The 22,800-nt window shown below is 45.3% G+C and carries 23 protein-coding genes; 10 read left to right on the forward strand and 13 right to left on the reverse strand.

All coding sequences use genetic code 11. The annotated features are described in order from the left end of the window. Positions 1–193 precede the first annotated feature (193 nt). Both QUB68_RS02965 and QUB68_RS02970 read right to left on the reverse strand, forming a co-directional pair. Positions 194–523, reverse strand: coding sequence for a hypothetical protein (locus QUB68_RS02965; protein ID WP_332989260.1), 330 nt, complete (start codon positions 521–523; stop codon positions 194–196). Between the two features lie 437 nt (positions 524–960). After that, a complete protein-coding gene (locus QUB68_RS02970; protein ID WP_332989262.1) occupies positions 961–1,716 on the reverse strand; it encodes a DUF3800 domain-containing protein in 756 nt (251 codons plus the stop codon). Positions 1,717–1,845: 129 nt separating this feature from the next. Here QUB68_RS02970 and mnmG point away from each other — a divergent pair, with 129 nt between their 5' ends. Then, entirely contained in the window at positions 1,846–3,762 is a 1,917-nt protein-coding gene (mnmG, locus tag QUB68_RS02975; RefSeq protein ID WP_332989264.1) for a tRNA uridine-5-carboxymethylaminomethyl(34) synthesis enzyme MnmG, read from the forward strand. Between the two features lie 140 nt (positions 3,763–3,902). Here mnmG and QUB68_RS02980 read toward each other — a convergent pair whose 3' ends face one another. From QUB68_RS02980 to QUB68_RS29920, 3 genes are read right to left on the reverse strand one after another with little or no spacing between them, the layout of a single operon-like run. Further along, positions 3,903–4,319, reverse strand: a complete 417-nt coding sequence (locus tag QUB68_RS02980) for a putative toxin-antitoxin system toxin component, PIN family (protein ID WP_332989267.1) — start codon at positions 4,317–4,319, stop codon at positions 3,903–3,905. Beyond that, a complete protein-coding gene (gene vap15, locus QUB68_RS02985) occupies positions 4,297–4,533 on the reverse strand; it encodes a type II toxin-antitoxin system VapB15 family antitoxin (protein ID WP_332989268.1) in 237 nt (78 codons plus the stop codon). Before vap15 ends, QUB68_RS02980 begins: the two co-directional genes overlap by 23 nt. 60 nt (positions 4,534–4,593) lie before the next feature. Then, on the reverse strand, positions 4,594–4,740 hold the full coding sequence (locus QUB68_RS29920) for an NACHT C-terminal alpha/beta 1 domain-containing protein (protein WP_442923043.1): 147 nt from the start codon (positions 4,738–4,740) through the stop codon (positions 4,594–4,596). A gap of 119 nt (positions 4,741–4,859) precedes the next feature. Here QUB68_RS29920 and QUB68_RS02990 point away from each other — a divergent pair, with 119 nt between their 5' ends. The 5 genes from QUB68_RS02990 to QUB68_RS03010 all read left to right on the forward strand — a co-directional run bounded on the left by QUB68_RS02990 (position 4,860) and on the right by QUB68_RS03010 (position 7,661). Further along, a complete protein-coding gene (locus tag QUB68_RS02990; RefSeq protein ID WP_332989270.1) occupies positions 4,860–5,084 on the forward strand; it encodes a hypothetical protein in 225 nt (74 codons plus the stop codon). Then, entirely contained in the window at positions 5,081–5,227 is a 147-nt protein-coding gene (locus tag QUB68_RS02995) for a hypothetical protein (protein WP_332989272.1), read from the forward strand. Before QUB68_RS02990 ends, QUB68_RS02995 begins: the two co-directional genes overlap by 4 nt. A 30-nt stretch (positions 5,228–5,257) precedes the next feature. Further along, the gene (locus tag QUB68_RS03000) at positions 5,258–5,341 is read left to right on the forward strand and encodes a type II toxin-antitoxin system YoeB family toxin (RefSeq protein WP_332990144.1); all 84 of its coding nucleotides are present in this window, start codon (positions 5,258–5,260) and stop codon (positions 5,339–5,341) included. A gap of 313 nt (positions 5,342–5,654) precedes the next feature. Further along, positions 5,655–6,245: an alpha-ketoglutarate-dependent dioxygenase AlkB family protein gene (locus QUB68_RS03005; RefSeq protein ID WP_332989274.1), complete on the forward strand. Its 591-nt coding sequence runs from the start codon at positions 5,655–5,657 to the stop codon at positions 6,243–6,245. A gap of 60 nt (positions 6,246–6,305) precedes the next feature. Next, positions 6,306–7,661: a hypothetical protein gene (locus QUB68_RS03010; RefSeq protein ID WP_332989276.1), complete on the forward strand. Its 1,356-nt coding sequence runs from the start codon at positions 6,306–6,308 to the stop codon at positions 7,659–7,661. A gap of 163 nt (positions 7,662–7,824) precedes the next feature. Here the strand turns inward: QUB68_RS03010 and QUB68_RS03015 are convergent, their stop codons facing one another. The 5 genes from QUB68_RS03015 to metK all read right to left on the reverse strand — a co-directional run bounded on the left by QUB68_RS03015 (position 7,825) and on the right by metK (position 15,310). Next, positions 7,825–9,825, reverse strand: coding sequence for a sensor histidine kinase (locus QUB68_RS03015; protein WP_332989278.1), 2,001 nt, complete (start codon positions 9,823–9,825; stop codon positions 7,825–7,827). A 110-nt stretch (positions 9,826–9,935) separates the two neighbouring features. After that, positions 9,936–10,346 (reverse strand): hypothetical protein, encoded by a 411-nt coding sequence (locus QUB68_RS03020; RefSeq protein WP_332989279.1) that lies wholly within the window; start codon positions 10,344–10,346, stop codon positions 9,936–9,938. A 21-nt stretch (positions 10,347–10,367) separates the two neighbouring features. After that, complete coding sequence (locus QUB68_RS03025; RefSeq protein WP_332989280.1) at positions 10,368–12,275, reverse strand: HEAT repeat domain-containing protein; 1,908 nt, start codon at positions 12,273–12,275, stop codon at positions 10,368–10,370. A gap of 336 nt (positions 12,276–12,611) precedes the next feature. Then, positions 12,612–13,778, reverse strand: coding sequence for a glycoside hydrolase family 10 protein (locus QUB68_RS03030; RefSeq protein WP_332989281.1), 1,167 nt, complete (start codon positions 13,776–13,778; stop codon positions 12,612–12,614). Positions 13,779–14,047: 269 nt separating this feature from the next. Next, positions 14,048–15,310 carry a methionine adenosyltransferase gene (gene metK / locus QUB68_RS03035; protein WP_332989282.1) on the reverse strand — a complete coding sequence of 421 codons (1,263 nt, stop codon included), beginning with the start codon at positions 15,308–15,310 and terminating at the stop codon, positions 14,048–14,050. 301 nt (positions 15,311–15,611) lie between these two features. Here metK and QUB68_RS03040 point away from each other — a divergent pair, with 301 nt between their 5' ends. Further along, positions 15,612–17,321 (forward strand): AAA-like domain-containing protein, encoded by a 1,710-nt coding sequence (locus QUB68_RS03040; RefSeq protein ID WP_332989284.1) that lies wholly within the window; start codon positions 15,612–15,614, stop codon positions 17,319–17,321. A 52-nt stretch (positions 17,322–17,373) separates the two neighbouring features. Here QUB68_RS03040 and QUB68_RS03045 read toward each other — a convergent pair whose 3' ends face one another. Together QUB68_RS03045 and QUB68_RS03050 are read right to left on the reverse strand one after the other, a co-directional pair. Continuing rightward, entirely contained in the window at positions 17,374–17,721 is a 348-nt protein-coding gene (locus tag QUB68_RS03045; RefSeq protein ID WP_332989286.1) for a rhodanese-like domain-containing protein, read from the reverse strand. A 245-nt stretch (positions 17,722–17,966) separates the two neighbouring features. Beyond that, the gene (locus QUB68_RS03050) at positions 17,967–18,575 is read right to left on the reverse strand and encodes a hypothetical protein (RefSeq protein ID WP_332989288.1); all 609 of its coding nucleotides are present in this window, start codon (positions 18,573–18,575) and stop codon (positions 17,967–17,969) included. Here QUB68_RS03050 and QUB68_RS03055 point away from each other — a divergent pair. Together QUB68_RS03055 and rpsD are read left to right on the forward strand one after the other, a co-directional pair. Then, complete coding sequence (locus tag QUB68_RS03055) at positions 18,574–18,726, forward strand: hypothetical protein (RefSeq protein ID WP_332989290.1); 153 nt, start codon at positions 18,574–18,576, stop codon at positions 18,724–18,726. The two genes, QUB68_RS03050 and QUB68_RS03055, sit on opposite strands and share 2 nt — an antisense overlap. 47 nt (positions 18,727–18,773) lie before the next feature. Further along, a complete protein-coding gene (gene rpsD, locus QUB68_RS03060; RefSeq protein ID WP_106148122.1) occupies positions 18,774–19,382 on the forward strand; it encodes a 30S ribosomal protein S4 in 609 nt (202 codons plus the stop codon). A gap of 185 nt (positions 19,383–19,567) precedes the next feature. Here the strand turns inward: rpsD and QUB68_RS03065 are convergent, their stop codons facing one another. Further along, positions 19,568–21,019 (reverse strand): MFS transporter, encoded by a 1,452-nt coding sequence (locus tag QUB68_RS03065; protein ID WP_332989294.1) that lies wholly within the window; start codon positions 21,017–21,019, stop codon positions 19,568–19,570. Positions 21,020–21,666: 647 nt separating this feature from the next. Between QUB68_RS03065 and cbiD the strand changes: the two genes are divergently transcribed. Beyond that, a complete protein-coding gene (gene cbiD / locus QUB68_RS03070) occupies positions 21,667–22,788 on the forward strand; it encodes a cobalt-precorrin-5B (C(1))-methyltransferase CbiD (protein WP_332989296.1) in 1,122 nt (373 codons plus the stop codon). Positions 22,789–22,800: the final 12 nt, after the last annotated feature.

Raw genomic sequence — 22,800 nt, forward strand, 5'->3', positions numbered from 1 at the left:
GCGGTTCTCCAAGGTGTAAGTGATGATGTCTATTTTGACGGAAAAATCAGATTCTCAATCCCGTGCAGTTACCTGCGGGCTTTAAATTCTGCCTTTTGCCGAATCCTTTCTACCTTCACAGGTGGAGGTATAAAAATGAAAGTTATTTAAAGAAGTGTATCGAGTGTTAGAACCGATTGCAATATGTTCGGCCTTACATTAATTGTGGGTGGTCGATTTCGCAGCGGGTGGCGATCGTCCCAAGGCGTTCGAGGACTTGCTCGGCATCGATCAGTCTGGTAAGCGTGACGCTACCGATATTTTTTGCGGGATCTGCGGGATCTGGGGGGGCTGAGGGTTGGACTTCTACCATGAGTACGGCGTCTTCGACGCGGTAGAGCCACATTTTTTCGTTGCGATCGCAAAGAGAGAGGTTGAGCTGTTGGATGTCCGGCTGGCGTCTCCAGCCTGCTACTGTCCACTCGCCGCCAACTCCCCAGACGCGCCCCACTTTCCAGCCGTCGGATAAGAAGAAATATTTCATTTGCTGTGTACGGTTGTTAATTATTTTTTGTTATAGCGCAGATGGTTGTGTTGAGGGCGATCGATTGTGCTGGATTTTGGGGGGGGATGTTGCGGGCGATCGCATGGCTGAGATCTGGATTAGTTTACCTCAATTATGACAGTTCGATATTTGACAAAACCTTTTATTATACTATATACTGATATTAAATGATAGGTGCCCCGAACTGCACGGGGAGGTATGGCGCGGTTGCAATGCCGTGCGCCTATCAAAGACAAGGTGCCCCGAACTGCACGGGGAGTTATGGTACGGTTGAGATCCCGTGCGCCTGTCAAGCTGAAACACTTGAACATTTAATAACAGACAAAACAACGCCCTGCCAAGGCGTAGATTGTTCTTTTGAACACTCAGTAAGGGCGAAATCCACGACTATAATAGTCGTGGATTCGCATTTAAACTTACCCTTCATTTGAGCGGTCTTCAAAGTGGATTTTATGCTGGAGAATAGGAATTTTAACCAACTGCATTTTCGGCTCAAGTAGATTGAATGCTTCCTCCAATTCGGCATTGCCACGGGCTGTCTCTGATTCCTTTGAACTACGATCGTTCAAATACACCACATAATCTGCTATCTGTAAACCCGTGTAAAAGTTTGAGACCCCAAATAAAGGTAATTCCACAAAGTTAGAAGATTCTTTTTGTGACTTCCAATCTCGATACACTCTGATCAATCTGTCATCCTGAATGCTGGTATGATGAGCCGATCGCGAATCCATAAGTAATATTCCAGTTTCGTTATATTGCTTTAAATAATCATCTAGCTGCTCTAATAGTTGATTAAAACTTAAGCGATACAAGTCAATGTCATCTTTTATATCTCCCCGGGTTTCCTGCAATCTTTTTTTATTCACTTGAACAGCAAATATATGGCAAGGTAACTGATTCAGAGTTTGGGAAATTTTCTTAAAATATCCAAGGCGAATTTCCTGTTTGCAATTCTTAAATGAACCCAGCCCTTGCCAAATATCACGCCCCTTAAGTTCCCAGTCTTCTGGTTCCCTTCGACTCAATAGCTCCTTTTTAAGTGCTGAAACTTCTCTCTCCATTTGTGACCAGTCCTGGACATGGATCGCAAAGCTAGCTAAAAAAAATAAATTTGTCTGTTTATCGTTCCAGGTAGTGCCACCCTCATCTACATAAAATAGAATTGTCATATCGCCTTGTAGCAACCTTTTGAATATAAATGCTACATTATTATAAGTATCTTTGAACCTTAAACTTAGATTAAACTAAAGATAGAGACGAAAATCCTGTCTGTCGCCTGCGCTTCCCCTAAATTAGCCATGACCGCACAAACCCCAGTACAATTCCAAGACAGTTTCGACATCATCGTAGTAGGTGCCGGACACTCAGGCTGCGAAGCCGCCCTCGCCACATCTCGCCTCGGATGTCGCACCCTTTTACTCACCCTCAACCTCGACAAAATCGCGTGGCAACCCTGCAACCCAGCCGTCGGTGGCCCCGCTAAAACTCAACTTACCAACGAAGTCGATGCCCTAGGTGGAGAAATTGGCAAAATGGCCGATCGCACCTACCTACAAAAACGCATCCTCAACTCTTCGCGAGGCCCCGCAGTTTGGGCGCTGAGAGCACAAACCGACAAGCGGGAATACGCCGCCGTCATGAACAATATTGTCGAAAACCAAGAGAATTTGACCATCCGCGAAGCGATGGTTACAGACTTAGTTTTGGGCAAAAACGAAGAAGTAATCGGCGTTGAAACATACTTCGGCGTAGCCTTTGAATGCAAAGCCGTAATTCTGACTACCGGAACTTTTTTAGGCGGCACAATTTGGGTAGGCAACAAGTCGATGCCCGCCGGACGTGCCGGAGAATTTGCCGCCGTCGGTTTGACAGAAACTCTCAACCGTTTGGGCTTTGAAACCGGGCGATTGAAAACAGGAACTCCGGCAAGAGTTGACAAGCGCACCCTCGATTACACCAACCTGGAACCGCAGCCGGGAGATGCAGATGTTCGCTGGTTTAGTTTCGATCCAGAAGTTTGGGTGGAACGGGAACAAATGCCCTGCTATTTAACTCGAACCACGCCCGCAACTCACCAATTAATTAGAGACAACTTGCACCTTTCTCCGGTTTACGGTGGCTGGGTTGATGCGAAGGGGCCGCGCTATTGTCCGAGTATTGAAGATAAAATCGTGCGGTTTGCAGATAAGGAAAGTCACCAGATTTTTATTGAACCGGAAGGTAGGGATATTCCTGAACTTTACATTCAAGGATTTTCGACTGGTTTGCCGGAAAGTTTGCAACTGGAAATGCTGCGGACTCTTCCGGGTTTGGAAAAGTGCGAGATGATGCGCCCTGCTTATGCTGTGGAGTACGATTATTTGCCGGCTACTCAGTGCTATCCAACGCTGATGACTAAGAAGATTGAAGGGCTGTTTTGCGCGGGTCAGGTGAACGGTACAACTGGATATGAGGAGGCGGCTGCACAGGGGATTGTGGCGGGGATTAATGCGGCTAGGTTTGCGAAAAATCAAGAGATGATTGTGTTTGCCCGCGAGCAAAGTTATATCGGTACTTTGATTGATGATTTGTGTACGAAGGATTTGCGGGAACCTTACCGGATGCTGACTTCGCGATCGGAATACCGGTTATTATTGCGATCGGACAATGCTGACCAACGCTTGACTCCGCTGGGACGGGAAATTGGCTTGATTGGCGATCGGCGCTGGGAGTTATTTGAGCGAAAACAAGCTAATATTGTGGCAGAAAAAGCCCGTTTGTACTCGACTCGCGTCAAAGAACATGAAGAGCTTGGTAAAGCAATTTTTGCTGACACTCAACAATCGATTAAAGGTTCAATAACTCTGGCTGATTTGCTCCGCCGTCCAGGTTTTCACTATGTGGATTTGGAACGGCACAATTTAGGCAATGCGAGCCTAAAATTAGCTGAGAAAGATGGTGCAGAAATCGACATCAAATATTCCGGTTATTTGCAAAGACAGCAAAATCAAATCGATGATATTGCCAAACACGAACGCCGCCAATTGCCTGCGGATTTGGATTATATGACAATTACAACTCTCTCGAAGGAGTCGCGCGAGAAGTTGACTAAAATCAGGCCGTTGACTATTGGCCAAGCGGCGAGAATTGGCGGGGTGAATCCGGCTGATGTTAATGCTTTGTTGATTTATCTGGAAGTGCGTAACCGCAAGCAGCCTGCTGCTGTGGGAAAATGAATAGATAGAACCACAAAATCGATCGGCTTTGCCTTGATTGTTGGCTAAATTGCGATCGATATCCGTAGCGACACGGCAATGCCGTGTCCGGCGCGGGGTTCTGCAACTTTTAATGATAACTGGTGACGAGTAAATATCTACTAGATTTTGGTTAAAAAATCTTGATAAGTTAAAATTTGTGTACCTTCAAAACTCGTCAAAGTTAATAAATCTCCATCGCCCGTAATCAAAAAATTAGCTTGACTATCTTTAGCTAAAGCCAATAAATAATTATCTTTGGCATCTCTACAAATAGAAACTTCTGAGGTTATTTCTATACATAAACCAATTATTTTCAATAATTCAATCAATTCCCGAACTTTCGTTGCGGAAAAATATTTTTGCAATTTAGGTCTTTGGGTAACAAGACTGATTTCTTCTAAAAGTTGCTCGCAAAATACAACTTGGATGGTTTGATTTACCATTAATTCTTTGAGATTGACTAATTGTTTGCCAATCAGAAAGCTAATCCAAAGATTAGTGTCGATAATTACTTTAATTGGTTGTGTTTCTGGCATGAATTTTGCTTCTAACTGCTTCTACTTCTTGCTCAATAGTTTCTAAGGAGAGTTCATCGGTTTTGAATGACTCTAAAAGTGCTGTTAATTTATTGTTTAATGTTTCTTTTTCAAGCTCTTGACTTAATTGCAATTTTTCGGGATATGGCAGTTGTTTGACCAAGGCTAAAATTTGCTCAAAGTTGAGGTAAAGTTGATAGTTAGCTGGAGTCATTTTTCGTTACGCTTAGGGTTTTTGTATATTTTACCTCATTTTTTTGGGTTGAGTATGGCTTCAAGTCTCTAAGATAGTATGTTGCAGCCAAATAATCATATTTTGGCTCAGGTGCGGGTTTTGGGGGGAGAAGGTGAGAATGATCGGATGGGGTGATTCGGCAATAAGGCAGATTGTGCCATAATTATTTAAAGAATCGGCGGGTATTAGGTTTCGTTCCCTTAACCCATCCTATGAGGCGATTTTTGTTCCGAGGCGCTACGGAAAAGTGCTTAACAGCTTAGGCGCTACTATATAATTATCAGAATCAAAAATAGGTAAAAATGATGTCAACAGTTTATCGTTTAAAAGCTAGCGAACTCGATCGCAATTTCTTAGAAAAAATCAAAGAGATTTTTGGATATAAAGAGATTGAAATTATTGTTACTGAATTTGATGAAACCGAATATTTTTTAAATTCAGGCATCAACAAGAATCGACTTTTTAGAGCAGTTGAAAATGTTAAAAATGGTCAAAATTTAGTTGAAGTTAACTTACAGGATTTGGAATGAGCAGAAGAATTGTTTTTGAATCCTCGGCTTTTGCAGATTTTAACGAATGGGCGAAATTGGACAAAAAGATTTATCGTAAAATTGTTGAACTGATTAAAGATATAGATCGCCCTTTGAAGGATTGGGTAAACCTGAACCTCTGAAATACGAGTTAAGTGTCTAGGTAAGGGCGCATCGATAATGAACATCGTTTAGTTTACCGAGTGACGGAGGTCGAAATTGCGATCGCCAGTTGTAAGTATCATTACGGTGAATAGTCGTAGGGTGAGCAGACTAAAAGGGTTGAAATTTATTATTTTCAGCGATTCACTCAGCGGGCGCACTCTTGAAAAGTTTAGCTCAAACCTTGGGTAGCGGCGAAGGTGAGGTATTCGTAGAAAATGAGCATAGGGTGTTTGTCCCAGTCTAGGAGTTGCCACTAGATTTTGAGGTCGGTCTATGCTATACTCATAAAAATTATGTAAAATCACTATTGCACACTCCTTAATGCGAGTTCATGAAATTATGTATCATCAGCTTAGACTTTGGGACGATCGGCTAGATAGCAGTAATCTATTTTTATAAAAAAGTATGCAAAAAGAAGTCTTGATTAAAAATGATGGAGAAGTTATACTCTATCCATTTTTATTTAGCAGCACAGAAAGCGACCAATTGTTTTTAGATTTAAATGATAGTGTTAAATGGAAACAAGATATCATTCATTTATTTGGAAAAACAATGCCCTTACCCAGACTAACAGCTTGGTATGGAGATGAAGGTAAATCCTATACCTATTCCGGTATAGAACAGCATCCAGAACCTTGGAATTCCACACTAAAATCAATAAAATCAAAGGTTGAAGAGATATCAGAAGTTACTTTTAATAGCGTTCTGATCAATCTATATCGTGATGGGAAAGATAGCGTCTCCTGGCATAGTGATGACGAGCCAGAATTAGGAAAAAATCCTATTATAGCTTCAGTTAGCTTTGGGGCGACTCGCCGATTTTCCTTAAAGCATAAAATATCAAAAAAAGATAAAGTTGATATTGATTTACCCAACGGTAGTTTGCTGTTGATGAAAGGTGAAACCCAGCACTACTGGCAACATCAGATACCCAAAAATTATAAATTGCTCGATCGCAGAATCAATTTAACTTTTAGAGTTATCAAACCAGTTTGATCAACTCAAACAAAATATCATGAATATCCTTTAAATTATTAAATCATAGGTGATGGAGTTATGAAAAATTTATTTTTATTAGGTACATTAAGTTTTAGTATTGCTTTTAGTTTAGGTATAGTAGTAGATAAAAATGTTACGAAAAGTGCTGTCATCGGTGGTATAGCGACAATTAGCACGCTGGGTAGTGCGTTGGTTTTAAGCAAAAAAACTGAACTAGAACTTAAACAGCTCCGCAGCCATACCGAAAACTTAAAAAGCATTGAAAATCAGATTTTAGATCGGAAAAATCAAAACCAAAAACTTGTACGAGTAATTGATAGCAAAACTAAATTAAAAATAACGATTGAAGCAGAATACAACTCAATCCTTCTAAAAATTGAGCAGCTTAAAGAAGAGATTAACTCTCTAAATACACAGCGAGACAATCTGGAAACTGTAATTGTCGATCTCAAAAGTCAAGAAAGACAAATTTTACAATTACTTAACGATCAAAACCAGTCAGGAATAACGATAGAAAAAGAAAGTATTCCTGTTTTAGGAAAAATCAAGGAACCCAAATATAAAATTATCAAGAAGAGTAGAAATCTTCAAGAAATAAATACTTTATATGCACAAAATTTATTGTTCATCTCAAAAGATATTTGGTCAATATATGAGTATAATATCGAGACTTTTCGCTCTCAAATACCGCGCAACAATTGGGGAGATTATTGGGCTAAACTAGCACATGGCTTCAACATTTTAGCTGAAGAAAATACTCTTTTGGCTTACTTTGCTTTTTATGGTGGTTCTCATTACTATAAACTATTGTATTTATTAGACAAATTATTTAGTGATTTAACTCAATCCCAAACATATCTAAATATAGAGATAATTGATTATGGATGTGGACAAGCATTAGGAACAACTTGCTTGCTTGATTATCTAAGAAAGAAGAATTTATCTGGTATAAAAATAGATCAGATCACATTAATTGAACCTTCCAAAATAGCTTTAAGTCGTGGCATTCTACATATTAATCATTTGCGTTTAGATTCTGATAATCTAGAGATTAGATCGATCGATAAACAGCTTCAATATTTAAATATAGATGATTTGTCAACATCAAACACAACTATTAAATTACATATATTTTCAAATATATTAGATGTTACAGGATTTGAAATCAATAACTTAGCTAATACTATTAAGAAAAGTCAGTCAGGAATTAATTATTTTCTTTGTGTTAGTCCTACGGATTTAAAAAATAGAATTCAACAGTTTTTTAAGTTTTGGAATCAAAATGGATACCATACAGAAGACATACAATTATCATCGGAAGATTTGTATCAAGAGACATGGCGGTTTAAATCAGATCAATTTCAACGTGATAAAATTCATAGATCTCAAAAGCTGTTTTATGTTATTTTGTAAAATCAAAGGCGTTGGGTTTCGTTCCATACTATATCAAAAACCGCGCGCGCCGAGCCTCCTAAATAATCGAAAATTAATCTGAGTTTGAGTTAGCCCGATCGCGCCCAAACCCATTCCCAGGAAAAGCCCGGGAATGAGTAAACCAACATCGCGGCATTTGAGATTAACTATTTCCGGCGGGTATGCGGACAGTGAAAACAGACCCTTTTCCCTCCTCACTTTCCACCAAAATTTCCCCGCCCATCATCTGACAGTAGTGGCGGCTAATTGTCAGCCCCAATCCAGTGCCGCCGTACTGGCGCGTCGCCGAACAATCAGCTTGCGCGAAGGCTTCAAACAATTGGTGCTGCTGTTCCTCAGACATCCCAATCCCGGTATCTTTAACTCGAAAGCAAATCCAATCAGATGCTTCGACATGAGCAACTGGACAAGCAATCGAACTCGATTTCGTGCAGCCCGCAGCCATTGAATTGTCAACATCCGACAGCTTAGCTGCATTCGATTCTCCAATGCCCTCAATGCGGCTGACGCTGATTTTTATCCTGCCGTTTTTGGTAAACTTAGCAGCATTGTTCAGCAGATGTTGCAGCACTTTCTGCACTTTTGCCAAATCTGCGTGCATTGTGCGGACAGTTTGATGATCGCACTCTATTTCTAAAACGTTGCCATTCTTTTCTACCGACAATTTCATCGCAATCGCCACATTCTCTACCAGGGATGTGATGTCAAATTCTCCGATGTTGAGTTTCATCCCCCCAGCTTGAATTTTAGACAAATCGAGGATATCGTTAACCAAAGATAGTAAGTGCGTACCAGCATTTTCAATCTTATCTAAGTCATCAACAAAATCTTTGTATCCGAAATCCCTAGCGTCTTCTAACAGTAGTTGACTGTAGCCGATAATCGCGTTTAAAGGCGTCCGCAACTCGTGGCTCATATTGGCGACAAACTGGCTTTTAGCAGTGCTAGCCGCTAAGGCTTCTTCCTTAGCTTGTTCCAATTCTTTTGTATGTTCTGAAACTCGCTGGATCAAGTGATTGAGAGACACAGCTAATGAGCCTATTTCATCTTGTCCGGTGACGGGTGCTCGCAAATCAAAATTCGACTCGGAGGCTACTTGTTCGGCTACCTGGGTGACGCTGATGACTGGTTTGGCGATCGCCCGACTGGTACGGTAAGCCACAATTCCGGCGATCGCTACCGAAAGCAGCATACTAATCATGATGATGCCCTTTTCGATTCCTTGGGCATTCTCCATCACTACACCGCCTTGCCGCTCTTGCTGCTGGGCAATATCGAGGACTTTGCTCAATTCCTCAAGGTGGCTGTCGAGCACTTTTGCACCTTCTCCGCTTTCTGTAGCCAACATTTTTCGGGCCGACTCTATCTCCCGAGGCGACAGTTGCGATTGCTGGATTTTCTGCAAAGTTGATTTGAGATTATCGGCGTAGGATTCTAAATCTTCCGTGCAATCTTGCAGTAAACTTTTGAGAACTTCCGGCTTTGCGACCAGCCAAGCGGGTTGGCTATCAGCAAACTTTTCGATGCGAAACCGCAAGTTTTTTGCCTTGAGAATACTCTGGGAAAACTGTTTTTCTTGCAGTCGCAGCTTGGCAGCATTATCTACAAAAGAATCTAGCTGTGCTCCCTGCAATTGTGCAGCCAGCGCTGCATCTTTAAAGTTGCCGAGCAATTGCGCTTGTGCGTGAGCATCATTGAGTTGTTTTAATCCTTCTCCTTGGTGGTAGTCGGCAATCACCAGTCCGCTCATGGAGCCAATAAAGCCGATTCCTATTGCTAGAAAATACCCACCGCCAATTTTTTGATGGATGCGCCAACCTGCAATGTTAGATGGCAAAATTTTGCTGAGTTTCAAGGAGGCTCTTTCCACAAAATCATGGATGGATACTTTGGGATGTGCGGTTTCTACAGAAGAAATTTGTTCTGACACAAAGAGCCTCATCAGTTTACCTACATTGCTTTGTTTTGGGTTAACCTCTGGCGTTACCACAGGTTTTTTATGCTGGTTAAATTGTTCTAACTCTGGATTTAACTCATTCTTACCTTCCCAAACGGCAACCGATAAACTTGCTGCGTTCCCTGTTTTTTTGAACAAGTTAATTTTTGACATATGCAACCGCTGTATTCTGTTGAAATCTACCACGCTCTTAAGTTCTCCAAACGGAAAAGCTTGTTTGTTTTCCAGTAGACATCTGCGAAAAAGTATCTGAAACTCCGATCGAGTCTGAGGAGAAACTTAAATTCGGTTGATGTCTAATAGATAATTAGGCTGTTGATGGCTGTTGCCAAATTACTTTTTCGACTCGTAAAAGTCTCCAGCAGGCAAAAAATTAAATATTTATTCCGGCAGCGAATTATTGCCGCATAGAATGTTACAGACAGAATTTTCTGTCTGATGTGTTTTGCCTGTGATTCGCCCAAAGCTGATATTGTCTGTTGACAATGCACCCGATTCATCAGCTTTGGGGTTTGGCTGCCAGCAATGCGACGATTGCTTGACGGTTTGTGTTGAGCACCCGACAACTTTCTAGCACAGAATGTCATAAATGCGGCAGTCGATCGCACTTCTGCACCAGGCGCGATCGACTTTTTGCATCGCTGCCCCGCTTTCGACAAGTCTGAGGCAAAGTTCTGTAAGTTTAGTATAACTTTATGACTTACCAAAAGAAACCGGGTTCCTGCGAGTCAACTGTTGGCAATTGCGACCTCTGTAGCGGTCAATTCGATCGCAAGTGCTAACTTACCGTTTCTATCCAAAGCTCTATCTGCCAATTCCACCATCCAGCGATTCGGCCGGGCTTGGGGTCTGGCGGCGAGCAGCAAAGCCCAAGCTTCCCGTTCTTGGCCGCGGCCGGTCAGCACAGCACAAACAGTCAAAGCCGCAGCCGCAGAACGGCTGATGCCGCTTTGGCAGCAGACGAGCAAATTGCCGGGGTGCGCCGACATTTTCTGAGCGAAGTCAATAATTTGGAGTACGTCATCAAGTGTAGGCAAGACGCGATCCGGGTCGTCAACGGGGATTTCGAGGTCGTTAAACGATAGTCGCAGCCGGTTTTGTACTTTGTGAAAACTTTTGGGTTCGGGCACGCCGGGAGTGCCGATCGAGATCAGGTATTTGAGCTGGCGTCCCGCAGCGCGATCGATAATGTATTCGCCGGCTTCTGCTTCCGAAGCAATCAGGATTTTCGGCAGTTTTTCACCCGAGAAACCCGCAGCAACTTCCGAATCAAAATAAACTGTTTTTACCTCAGCGCGGACATCCGGCAAGTATTGTGCAGCCAGGGCGCGAACGTCAGCAACTTCGCGGTTTAAAGCTGCTTCCAGAGCCAAAACAGCAGCCGGAGACCCAATTTGACCCAGAGATTTAACAGCCTTTTGGCGCACTCCAGGGGTTTCGTCCGCCAGCAGCCACACCAAACCTGCTACGGCCTCCTCTGTCCCAATTTGCCCCAAAGCAGCAGCAACTCTCCACCTGACATAGGATTCGCTATCCCCTCGCGCGATCGCCAGTCCCGCCGCCACCATTGTTTGCAAGTTAGCATCTCCGGCTGTATTGATGTTCCCGAGGGCAACCGCCGCCCTGCCGCGCACGAAAATATCTCGATCCGAGAGCGATCGCATTACCGCCACCGCAGCCACCTCGCTGCAAATTTCCCCCAAGGCAGAAACTGCACTGCCGCGCACATCTGAGTCCTCATGGTTGAGGGCTTGCAGCAGCCCGGACACAGCCGTTTCCGTGCCGATTTGCCCCAAGGCCTCGGCGGCCCTCAAGGAAACTGCATAGGAGTCGGGATCGTGAAGCAATTCTACTAACCGGGGTACAGCATCGATCGCCCCGATTTTCCCCAAAGCCGCCGCCGCCCTAGCGCGGACGATCTGATTTTCATCTCTGAGGGCGTTCATCAGCCCGGGAACTACTTCAGAAGAGCCGATTTTCCCGCAGTTGACCGCCGCCCGCCAGCGCACCTCGGAGTCTTGATGTTTCAGGGCTTTGAGTAGTGCGGGGACGGCTGTTTTCGGGTTAATTTTGCCCAAGGCCCAAACCGCCCAGGCGCGCACCCCGGCGGCTTTGTGGTTGAGGGCTTTGAACAGTGCGGCGGCGGCTGGTTTCGAGTCGATTTCTCCTAGGGCCCAAGCCGCCCAAGCTTGCACTTGGGAATCTTCCGATTCGAGCGATCGGGCTAATTCAATTACTGCCGCTTCCGAACCAATGAGGCCGATCGCCCGAATGCAATGAAGGCGCACCGCACTGTCTTTATGGTTCAATGCTTTTACCAGCATCGGAATTGCCATGTCGGAACGAGTTAGTGCCAGCAGTTGAATTTTTCGCAGCGGCGAAGTTTTGATTTTTGCGATTAATTTTAGTGTGGCTGTTTGAAATTCTGGCTTTACCGTTCCTGCTAGCTTCGAGCCGAGTTTTAAATTTACTTTTAGGGCTAATTTTATGGCGCGCAAAGCCAGACTTTGCTGTTCTATTTGCGGCAATATTGCCGCCAATGCGTGCATCCCTTGTTTTTGTTTCAAATATTTTTGGTTAAATTGATCGTCGCTGAGTTCTGGTAGCTCTTGGATGAGGGTTGCTGCTGAGTTCATTGATTTATCCTCATATTTTGGCGATCGCGTGAGATAGCTCTTTTAAATTAGCGGTCTTTAAAAAAATACGGCGGCGCCTACAACACTCAACTTCTAAAAAAAAGATGCACCCCTGATAAAATATCTCTGATTCCACTATTGTTATAACTCCCTAATGATTCCTTATCTGTTTTTTTGGGGCGCGAGGCTTAACAATTAGTAGCGCTTGCTGCTTGGCATCCCTGCGCTCTTAACTAGGCGAGCTTCCCTAGATCATTTTATACCAGATTGGCTTCAAATATTGAGCGGCTCGGTTGAACGCAGCGAACCGGAAACACGCGGATTTGATACAGTCTGTCAACAAGCGTAGGGCCCATTTTTCAAAACCTCCGCCAAAGCGTTACCGTTATCTCGCAAACCTTCGTAAAAAAATAGCACTTCTCCTTGAATACCTCTCTGGCGGTTGTAAGCAATTACTTGCAACAACAGCTCTGGATTCATGCTATACTTACTGCCTCGATTCGCCAACAAAACACCGGGCGACACGCACTGTAATTGCTCGCCGCTGAGTTGTTCTCCAATCAGTCGATCGACCAATTGTTTATAACCGTTAAAATCGCGGCGGTAAAACTGCGGGTGAAGCATATCGACCAACTTTCTGTCAACCCAAGACTTAGAATCTTGCAAATATTCCACCAGTCCCCATTCATAAGGACTCGGCGACATCGACAGCAACAAATCAGGACTAATCGCCTTCAATTCTCGGTACAATCGCGCCACAAACTCAGTAATCAGATCGGCGCGCCAGTGCAGCCAATGTCCCTCTCTCGGATTCTGCGGCGGTTCTATCCCGCACTCTTGGCGGTAGCGTTTAACGGTTTTTTCGTCATAACCGCCTTCACAGGGTAGTGCAATGCGATCGTCTCCTTGAACCCCATTTACCGGATAATTCCTAGCAACTTCCAGCATCAACCCCAGCAAAAAATCTTGCACTTCCGGGTCAAGAGAATTCATCCATTCAAACTTATTTTTCTTAAGTAAATTGCCGTTACAATCATACGCCGCCCACTCAGGTTTTTTTGCCAGCAAATGACCGCCATTGAGATCGTAAGAACTCACAAATCCGTATTCAAACCAAGGAATAACTTTTAAACCAACTCTATTAGCCTCAACAATTAATTCTGCCAAAGGGTCGCGCCCTTGATAGCGCGCGTCAATTTCCGCCCCAAATTGTTCGCGCATAATTTGAGAAGGATAAGCAGTGAAACCTCGGTTCCAAACTACAGGAAAAACTGTATTAAATCCCGTATCTGCCAGAAAGTTCATTGCTTCAGCAATCCGCTGTTTTGAAGTTAGAACTTTGCAGTCGGTGCTGGGTATCCAAACGCCGCGAATTCCTGGATTGTTAGGCTCAAAGGTGGTTGGCGTTAGTAGATTTTTTGCGTTGACTGGAACCGCAAACTGCTGTTTTAATAAAGATTTGAAACGGCTAATCACTGACTGGAATGGCTCTAAAAATGGCATTGAGTCTAATGATTTACCAGATTTTGTACAATTTTTTATGATTAGCAACGGGCTAGAAGCCCGTTCCACAATTAATCAAATTTCTTGTGGGGTGTTAAGCTGTTCTACATTTAAATTGTGTGTGAAAAATCAAACAATGAGTGATACGTTGCTCTGAGCATCGTACCGAATATGTAATTTAAATGCGCTTAGCAACGGGCTAGAAGCCCGTTCCACAATTAATCAAATTTCTTGTGGGGTGGGCGGAAGAGCCCGCCCCTGAAATTTTACTATTTAGCTACTCCAGACAACTGCTGGCTCAAGGCTGCTTTCAAAAGCTCAGCCTTATCAGTTTGCTCCCAAGGCAAGTCTAAATCAGTGCGTCCGAAGTGACCGTAAGCCGCCACATCTTGATAGAAACGGCCGCCTCTTTCGGCAGGCAAATTCTGCAAGTTAAATGCCTGAATGATGCCCGCCGGACGCAGTTCAAAATGCTGCTTCACAACTTCCAAAAGGCGATCGTCATCAACTTTGCCAGTACCAAAAGTTTCGATCATCATGCTCACAGGGCGCGCCACGCCGATCGCATAACTCAACTGCACTTCGCACTTATCGGCCAAACCAGCAGCCACGATATTTTTAGCAACATAGCGACAAGCATAAGCCGCGCTGCGGTCTACCTTCGTGGGATCTTTTCCCGAAAAAGCACCACCGCCGTGACGGGAATAGCCGCCGTAGGTATCCACAATAATTTTGCGGCCAGTCAAACCCGAATCTCCTTGAGGCCCGCCGACAACAAATTTGCCAGTGGGGTTGACAAGGAAGCGAGTTTCTGCATCCGGCTTGATGCTAATATCGGCAAACACGGGTTGGACAACAGCAGTCCAAAGATCTGCTTTAATCTTGGCTTGAACCGCGGCTGTATCAGTGATATCGCCGATCGCCTCAGTGTGCTGCGTAGAAATTAAGATCGTATCAATGCCAACAGGTTTCCCGTCTTCGTAACTTACAGTAACTTGGCTTTTGCCGTCAGGGCGCAGGTAAGGCAATTCACCAGTTTTGCGGACTGCGGCCAGTTGACGGCAAATCCGGTGCGCTAAACTAATCGGCAGAGGCATCAATTCCGGCGTTTCGTTGCAAGCAAAGCCGAACATCAAGCCTTGGTCGCCAGCGCCGATCGCATCCAACTCCTCTTCACTAGATTGTTCCCGACTTTCATGAGCCGTATTCACCCCTTGGGCGATATCGGGAGACTGAGAGTCAAGAGCCACCAACACCGAGCAGCTATTAGCAGAAAATCCGTTGTCAGCGTGGATGTAGCCAATATCGGCTATTTTTTTCCGCGCCAACTCTATGTAATTTACGTGAGCTTTGGTAGTAATTTCGCCCGTCAGCAGCATCAAGCCCGTGTTGACGACAACTTCGGCAGCGACGCGGCTTGTAGGGTCTTCAGTCAATAAGGCATCTAAAATCGTATCTGAAATTTGATCGCAGATTTTATCGGGATGCCCTTCAGTGACGGATTCAGAGGTAAACAGGTAGCGGCGTGACAATGATTATTTCTCCTTTGATAGTGGCGAATCCTGTTTGACATCGGCGACAGACGACTGACTTTTCAGCTAGAGGCCAAGAATCATCGCGTCTGGGCCGCCGTCGAATTTTTGTCGGTCTGGAGAAGTGTTGAAGCAGGGTTTGACATTGGGTAAAGTCACACTACTATAGCAAAGTCAGTCGTGGGAAGTCCCGAAAAACTTACATTTTGTAGGATTGTCAATAAGTCTTTGACACCGATCCTCTACCCCCCTAACCTGACAAAGGTAAGATACAGTCAGGGTATCGCTTCGCAGAAGGACTATGGCAGGAATCGAAAAATCACCAAACTTAATCCAAACGGTTGCACACCTGGAATTTCCCGGCGGCCCGATACCGATCGACTCTCCATTTTATATCGATCGATCGCCCGCCGAAGCCCGAGCTTGTGCAGAAATTGGCAAGCCCGGGAGCCTAATTCGCATTAAAGCTCCCCGAAAAATGGGCAAAAGTTCGCTGATGCTGCGGATAATTAACGCGGCGGTCGATCGGGGATACCGCACAGTTACTGTAGACTTTCAGCAAGCCGACGAAGCAGTTTTTGCTACTTTAGATAAATTTTTGCGCTGGCTGTGTGTAAATGTCGCTCGACAACTCAAACTCGAACCAAATCTCGATGAATTCTGGGATGAAGATATGGGGAGCAAAGTAAGCTGCTCTCTTTACTTTGAAAACTATTTGCTCGAACAAATTGACAGTCCCGTTGTCTTGGTACTCAACGAAGTAAACCGAGTATTTGAACGCGCCAAGATTGCTCAAGAATTCCTGCCGCTGCTCCGTTTTTGGTACGAGCAAGCTCGCGCTAGCGAAACCTGGCAAAAACTCCGCATCGCCGTCATTCACTCGACAGAAATTTATATTGCTTTGAGTCTCAATCAATCTCCATTTAATGTAGGATTGCCGATTAAACTCTCAGAATTCACGGCCGAACAAGTCCAAGATTTGGCGCGCCGACACGGACTGAACTGGAGCGATAGCTATCCGATCGAGCAATTAATGCAAATGGTAGGCGGGCATCCTTATTTAGTGCATTTAGCACTCTACCACCTGACAATTTTGCAGCAAAACCGCCTGTCGATTGGGGAGGAGTTGGGGCGAGCCGAGTTAGAAGAACTATTAACAGCAGCTCCTACTCAAAGCGGAATTTATAGCGACTACCTGCGAAATCAGTCGATCGCGATTCAACAGAATCCCGAACTCGCCGCCGCCTTCCAACAAGTTCTCGATGCCAAAAATAGCATTCACCTCGAACCTTTAATGGCCTATCAGTTAGATAGCATGGGACTGGTCAAATTAGAGGGAAATAACTGTAGTTTGTCTTGCGAATTATATCGCCTGTATTTTCAAGAGCAAAATTTGTGCGAAGATGGTTTCTCGGCTGTTGTTTTTGAGGAGTTGCAGCAAGAAAATGAAAGGCTGCAAGGTTTAGTGAATGTAGACGAACTTACTCAAATTGGCAACAGACGACATTTTGATAGCTGCTTGCGAGCGGAATGGAAACATATGGCTCGTGACGGGTCTCCGATATCTTTGATTTTGTGCGATATCGATTATTTCAAAATTTATAACGATACCTATGGACATCAAGCTGGAGATAGTTGTTTGCGATCAGTCGCTCAAGCAATTCGCCGATCGCTCGATCGTCCCGCTGATGTAGCCGCTCGCTACGGTGGCGAGGAGTTTGCCGTGATTTTACCTCAAACTGATGCGGCGGGCGCTCTGCTGGTTGCCGAACACGTTAGATCGAAAATTAAAGCTTTGAATATTGTTTTTAAGCCGGAGAGTGTTGAATGTTTGCCTAATTCTGTGGTGACAATTAGTTTGGGAATTGCCAGCGTTGTTCCGGGCCCGGATAATGATGCAGCAACGCTGGTACTGGCGGCTGATGAGGCTCTTTACGACTCGAAAAGGCACGGGCGCGATAGGCTGACTATGAGCACCCTCTTAAATTTTCGATTTGCTGCGGTGAATTAGGATTCATATCATGTCCGCTCGAACGCGAGTGGTAGTTGGAGCGGACATCGGATTAATAGCGGGGAATGGTGCGATCGACCACCATTGAGTAAGCATCGATGCCGCCAACGATATTTTTAACGTTGGTAAATCCTCGATCGCTCAACCACTGGCACATTTGAGCCGATCGCACTCCGTGGTGGCACAGCACTAGGGTTTCTGTGTCGCGGTTTAGTCGATCGTCAATTTCACCAGACCATTCAGCAAATTCGCTCAGCGGAAAAACTGCAAATCCCGGTAGCGCCGCGAGTTCAATTTCGTAAGGTTCCCGCACATCCACAAGCTGCAATTTCTCAGCATTGGTTTTTGCTAAGTAGCGACCTAATTCTTCTACTGTAATTTGAGCAAACATTTCTGACATTTTATTGGTTATTGGTTAGTTGTTATTGGTTATTGGTTAGTTGTTATTGGTTATTGGTTATTGGTTATTGGTTATTGGTTATTGGTTATTGGTGATTGGTAACAATCACAAGACTTAGGCAGAACCGACTTATGTAGGGTGCGCACTGCGCACCTTACCGCTTACTCAACAGTCAACAGTCAACAGTCAACAGTTAACAGTTAACAGTCAACAGTCAACAGTTAACAGTCAACAGTCAACAGTGATTAATTGAGCCGCGAAGGCGGTGAAATTAGCTCCGCAGGAGGCGTCGGTGCAGGACGCCCGTCCAACTGGCTCACTCTGTCCCTGGGGTCGAGACAAGTGGCAACTAACCTGTCCGTGGGAAAGTCGAGCCTGCCGCTCAACCCGACGACGCATTCAGCAAACCGTTCTGGTAATAAACTGCGGCGGCACCCATCAAGCACTAACAGAGCAGCAGCAGGTTGAGTTTTAGTTTTGCTATTAATGTTCACTACGCAAGTCGTCAATTCGTCGGGGCGCCTCACCTGCCGACAGCTAGAGAGCGCTTCGAGGCCAGAAATATTGGTTTTGCGGTTGATTTGCAGGGCGCATCTAGATATGTCCCGGGGGTGGAGCGCGTCGGCACAAGCTGCTGCTGCTGCCTCGGCCCCGACTCCGGCTTCGATTAATTCCTTAGCACAGACGCGATAGGGATTTTGAGTGCGAGGGAATCTCAGAGTGATGGCTGATGCTGGCGAGATTGGCAGGGCTGCTGCTAACAAACTCAGCGCTACTAGGGGAGTGCCGAGAGCCAACATCCAGCGCGGTGCTGGCTTTGGGGTAGCAGTGCGGAAAAAATTGCGGTTGTGCATGGCAGCTCGATTTGTGAGTTTTTTGGGCTGGTTGGGTCGATCGCGCGATCGGCTTTTACTTCAAAATTTACCGCACATTCTGGATCGCGCTGCGGTCGATCGATATTTTTTATTGATATTTGTTGGAATTTTGACCGTTACAAACATATAATATAGAGTCTGCATAAAATTGCATACAGAAATTAGAGAGGAAAATAAATGTCTCGATATCGAGGCCCCCGATTAAGAATCGTCCGTCGCCTGAAAGAGTTGCCGGGTCTAACCCGCAAAACTCCCAGACGGGATTATCCGCCTGGGCAGCATGGTCAAAACCGCAAAAAACTCTCTGAGTACGCGGTTCGCTTGCAAGAAAAGCAAAAACTCCGTTTCAATTACGGTGTGACGGAACGCCAATTGCTCCGTTACGTCCGCAAAGCCCGCCGTGTCACCGGCTCCACAGGTCAAGTGTTACTGCAATTCTTGGAAATGCGCTTGGACAATACTGTGTTTCGGATGGGAATGGCTCCAACCATTCCGTCCGCTAGACAATTGGTAAATCACGGTCATATAACTGTGAACGATCGTGAAGTGAACATCGCCAGCTATCAGTGCAAGCCTGGTGAAGTGATTGCAGTGAAAAATAAAGAGCGATCGCGCACAATGGTTGAAGCTAATCTCAAAGACCCAGGCTTGGCTAACTTGCCCAGTCACTTGGAATTTGATAAGCAAAAAATGGTTGGCAAAGTTAACGGCATTGTCGAACGTGAGTGGATTGCTCTTCAGATTAACGAACTGCTAGTGGTGGAATACTACTCGCGTCAAGCTTAATCTATTGGCGATCGGTCATTGGTAATTAGTCAACAGTCAATTGCTAGCAAGTAATTAATAATTGGGGACAAACCCAGTTATTAGTTAATTGCTAGTTAATAATCAAAAGTAATTTTTTCTTGATCAGCACCTATGCTGAAAGATCAAAAAAAGCTTTTCAACGGTCAACAATTAACTTTTAACGGTTAATCGTTGGCCGTTAATCGTTTAAGTTGCAAAAATACAAAACTCGGGACGATCGACCTCAGCGACACACTGCGGGGTTCTCGCACCAAAATCAACGGCAGCAATCCCAGCAGCCGCACAGCAGCCGAAAGGGCAAACAGTGCCCCCAAACTCATGCCCGGAAGTTCGGCAAGAAAGCCGCCGGCGGTAGTTCCCAAAGCCCCAGCTACTCCCGAAACTGCTGCGGCGATCGCAAAATAAGTCGAAGGTTGCTCGATCGGCGCTATCTCCATTTGAATATTGTTAGTACAAAGGGCGATCGCCCCTAAAGTCGTTCCTCCCAGCAAGTGCAGCAGCGGCAGCCACACCCACACCGCAAACGGGTAATTGCCCGTACCCAACCACAGCAAAGGCGTTACAGCCACCACCAGTCCAACAGCAATTAGCAAGGGGCGATTTCCCCAGCGATCGGCCAACTTGCCCCAAAACATCAGCAGCAGCAGATTTGCTCCCGAACTCAAACTGCTGTAAACCGTTACCAAACTCACATCCAAGCTTAAATCTTTCAGCAGGTAGACATTAAAAAAAGGCGCGCTGAGATTAACTGCAAACGTCCACACGCTAAAGTAAAGGATAAATATTAAGAAATTAGAATCTTTCAGCACAGAAGGTACAAAATCTGTTACATAGTTTTCTTTTTTCTCTGGGAGTCGATCGGTCTCTGCATCTTTTCCGTATACCTGCGGATTCACATCGACCATCCAGAATTGACATCCCAAACTAATCAGTCCCGCCAAAACTCCCAAAAATAAAACAACACCGTAGCCCGAAATTGGATCGGTGCCCCAAGTTGACACGCAAAATCCCATCAACGGCACTCCCAGCAAAGTAATTAAGCTGGTAGCACTGTTGCGAAAGCCAAAATAGCGTCCCCGCAAGCGGTGAGGAACCACGGCCGCCATCCAACTAAACCAGTTAGCACTAGCAAAAGCTCCCAGCACGCTAGCTGCGAAGACAGTCACCAGCGTCCACTCCAGCAGTTGATGAAGGTCAGCGCGAGCAGATCCCCAAAAAATTGCCACCACCAGCATCAGCCACAGCAGCCGCGACAAGCCGAATATCCCTAGGTTGTACCAGTGGCGGCTGGTTGTACGGTCTGCGATGTAGGCTCCTAATGGTTGCAAGAAATTTACCACCATCGGAATAGCGGATAATATACCTATTTCCACACTGCTAGCGCCGAGTTGCAGCAAGAAGTTGCTGAGGAGCACGCCGCCTGTCGCCGACTCGAAGACAGTGGCAAAAACGCCGTCTATAGTTGAGGCTTTCAGGGTCGGTCGAATGTCTTGTTTGGGAATTTTGAGGGCTGTTTTTGAAGGTAGAACGAGTTGAGATCTTGTCTTTTCTAGTATTTCAGGAGCCTGAAGAGATAGAGGCTCAATTAACTCTGCAACTGGTTCAACCATAGTCATAGGATTTTAGATTAAAGATTAAAGAATTGCAAAATCCTTGCTTTGTAAAGGTCTTGGGCTTGCTGGGGATTAAATTATTTTTCACGCGCTGGCGTCAATACAATTTAATTTTCTGGGGATAATTGCTGAGCTAGCCTGTTGATAAGATAAAACCAGCCACGCTTTCAAGATGTTAGCTTGAAAGCTAGACTGGCACTTCCGGGTAATTGTTATAAATATAGATGACAAGCGCTCGCTGGGGCATCAACCGCTTGGGAGATATTAATTTGCGGATTATAAAAAAGTAGGTTTTAGGGCTTAACAAGGAAGCGATCGCAGCATTTCGCAAGGGCCAAAAATTGCTCGAATTCCCCCTCAAACAAGTCGCCCCAAGGGCCAAAACAAATTTCGCGAGATCTCCTCCATTGGGCTCTCAAACCTTTACAGCTAGCTAAATCTATAGAATGAAATACGATCGAGTTGCTGATCGCACTTCTAAAAAAACTGTTCCTTGCTTCAGGGCAACTGACAAGACAAAATATCACTTGACAAAAATCACGTTAACTGATAATAATAGCAAACCCTAGAATTAAGCTTAAATGCTTAAGGGGTATCACTGCTAGTGCGTGATGTCGATCGCCGGCAAATTTACGGATTCTTGAATTTTCGTGACAAAAACTCAACCTTTATCCGGGTATACACTGCCAGTATTTGCCTGTGCCGCAGCACTTGCAGCACTGCGGTGCTTGCGTGATGCTACTAAGTGTGTAGATAGCGTATCAGTGGATTTACTCTTGCCGCCAATCACGGCAGAAATTGCGATCGAACAGGCGTCGGTGCTCAAAACTGATACCGCTTTAGGCGTGACTCGCTCAGAGCCGGGGGACAACCTGGATCTGACTCGCCATACCCCCGTGTGGGCAATGGTGGAATTGGTTCGCGGGTGCGAGGGAGAGCAAATCGCGATTGTTGGGGGCGAGGGAATTGGACATCACAAAGTAGGTGGTGGAGCGGCGATCTATGATTATGCGATGCGGCTGCTGCTCACGAATCTGGGGCGACAACTCGCACCGGGAGAAAAAATCACCGTCACCCTGATTCTGCCGTCAGGGCGCCAACTGGCCACCCGCACTTCTAACGAAGCTTTCGGCGTCGTAGAAGGACTTTCGCTGCTGGGTACAACTGGCATTTCTCAACCGCTGAGCGCCCCCGGACAGTTGGAAGTTTACCGCGAACAACTGCAACAAAAAGCCGAACTGTTTGACTGTTTAGTTTTCTGCATCGGTGAAAACGGGTTGGATTTGGCGCGACAACTGGGCGTCAATCCGCAGCGGCTGGTGAAAACCGCTAACTGGCTGGGCCCGCTTCTGGTAGAGGCTGGATGTCAGGGCGTGCGATCGATCTTGCTGTTTGGCTATCACGGTAAATTGATGAAATTGGCGGCGGGGATTTTTCATACTCACCACCACCTCGCTGACGGGCGCAGGGAAATTCTGACAGCTTACTGTGCTCGAGCTGGAATGCCGCAAGAAGCCTGTTCCGCAATTTTTGCCGCCGCGACAGCCGAAGATGCTCTCGGGCAACTGCGGGCTTTGGATGCTGCAACTAACAGCAATTTGGTCGATCGAATTTACGGCGACATTGCTCGACAAATCGACTTGCGATCGTCGGATTGCATTTTTACTCACACTAACCAGCGTATCCCCGTGGGTTCGGTGATGTTTGGGCGCGATCGCAAAATTATTGTTAAAAGTGACATAGGGGATACATTTTTGACCCAAATTTGTTAATGTAGTGTGAAT

The organism is Microcoleus sp. A006_D1 (assembly GCF_036702805.1).
In the GTDB taxonomy this organism is placed as follows: domain Bacteria; phylum Cyanobacteriota; class Cyanobacteriia; order Cyanobacteriales; family Microcoleaceae; genus Microcoleus.

Coding starts and splice junctions, on each gene's coding strand:
- QUB68_RS02965 (WP_332989260.1), bottom strand. CDS start 523: ATGAAATATTTCTTCTTATCCGACGGCTGGAAAGTGGGGCGCGTCTGG.
- QUB68_RS02970 (WP_332989262.1), bottom strand. CDS start 1,716: ATGACAATTCTATTTTATGTAGATGAGGGTGGCACTACCTGGAACGAT.
- mnmG (WP_332989264.1), top strand. CDS start 1,846: ATGACCGCACAAACCCCAGTACAATTCCAAGACAGTTTCGACATCATC.
- QUB68_RS02980 (WP_332989267.1), bottom strand. CDS start 4,319: ATGCCAGAAACACAACCAATTAAAGTAATTATCGACACTAATCTTTGG.
- vap15 (WP_332989268.1), bottom strand. CDS start 4,533: ATGACTCCAGCTAACTATCAACTTTACCTCAACTTTGAGCAAATTTTA.
- QUB68_RS02990 (WP_332989270.1), top strand. CDS start 4,860: ATGTCAACAGTTTATCGTTTAAAAGCTAGCGAACTCGATCGCAATTTC.
- QUB68_RS02995 (WP_332989272.1), top strand. CDS start 5,081: ATGAGCAGAAGAATTGTTTTTGAATCCTCGGCTTTTGCAGATTTTAAC.
- QUB68_RS03005 (WP_332989274.1), top strand. CDS start 5,655: ATGCAAAAAGAAGTCTTGATTAAAAATGATGGAGAAGTTATACTCTAT.
- QUB68_RS03010 (WP_332989276.1), top strand. CDS start 6,306: ATGAAAAATTTATTTTTATTAGGTACATTAAGTTTTAGTATTGCTTTT.
- QUB68_RS03025 (WP_332989280.1), bottom strand. CDS start 12,275: ATGAACTCAGCAGCAACCCTCATCCAAGAGCTACCAGAACTCAGCGAC.
- QUB68_RS03030 (WP_332989281.1), bottom strand. CDS start 13,778: ATGCCATTTTTAGAGCCATTCCAGTCAGTGATTAGCCGTTTCAAATCT.
- QUB68_RS03040 (WP_332989284.1), top strand. CDS start 15,612: ATGGCAGGAATCGAAAAATCACCAAACTTAATCCAAACGGTTGCACAC.
- QUB68_RS03045 (WP_332989286.1), bottom strand. CDS start 17,721: ATGTCAGAAATGTTTGCTCAAATTACAGTAGAAGAATTAGGTCGCTAC.
- QUB68_RS03055 (WP_332989290.1), top strand. CDS start 18,574: ATGGCAGCTCGATTTGTGAGTTTTTTGGGCTGGTTGGGTCGATCGCGC.
- QUB68_RS03050 (WP_332989288.1), bottom strand. CDS start 18,575: ATGCACAACCGCAATTTTTTCCGCACTGCTACCCCAAAGCCAGCACCG.
- rpsD (WP_106148122.1), top strand. CDS start 18,774: ATGTCTCGATATCGAGGCCCCCGATTAAGAATCGTCCGTCGCCTGAAA.
- QUB68_RS03065 (WP_332989294.1), bottom strand. CDS start 21,019: ATGACTATGGTTGAACCAGTTGCAGAGTTAATTGAGCCTCTATCTCTT.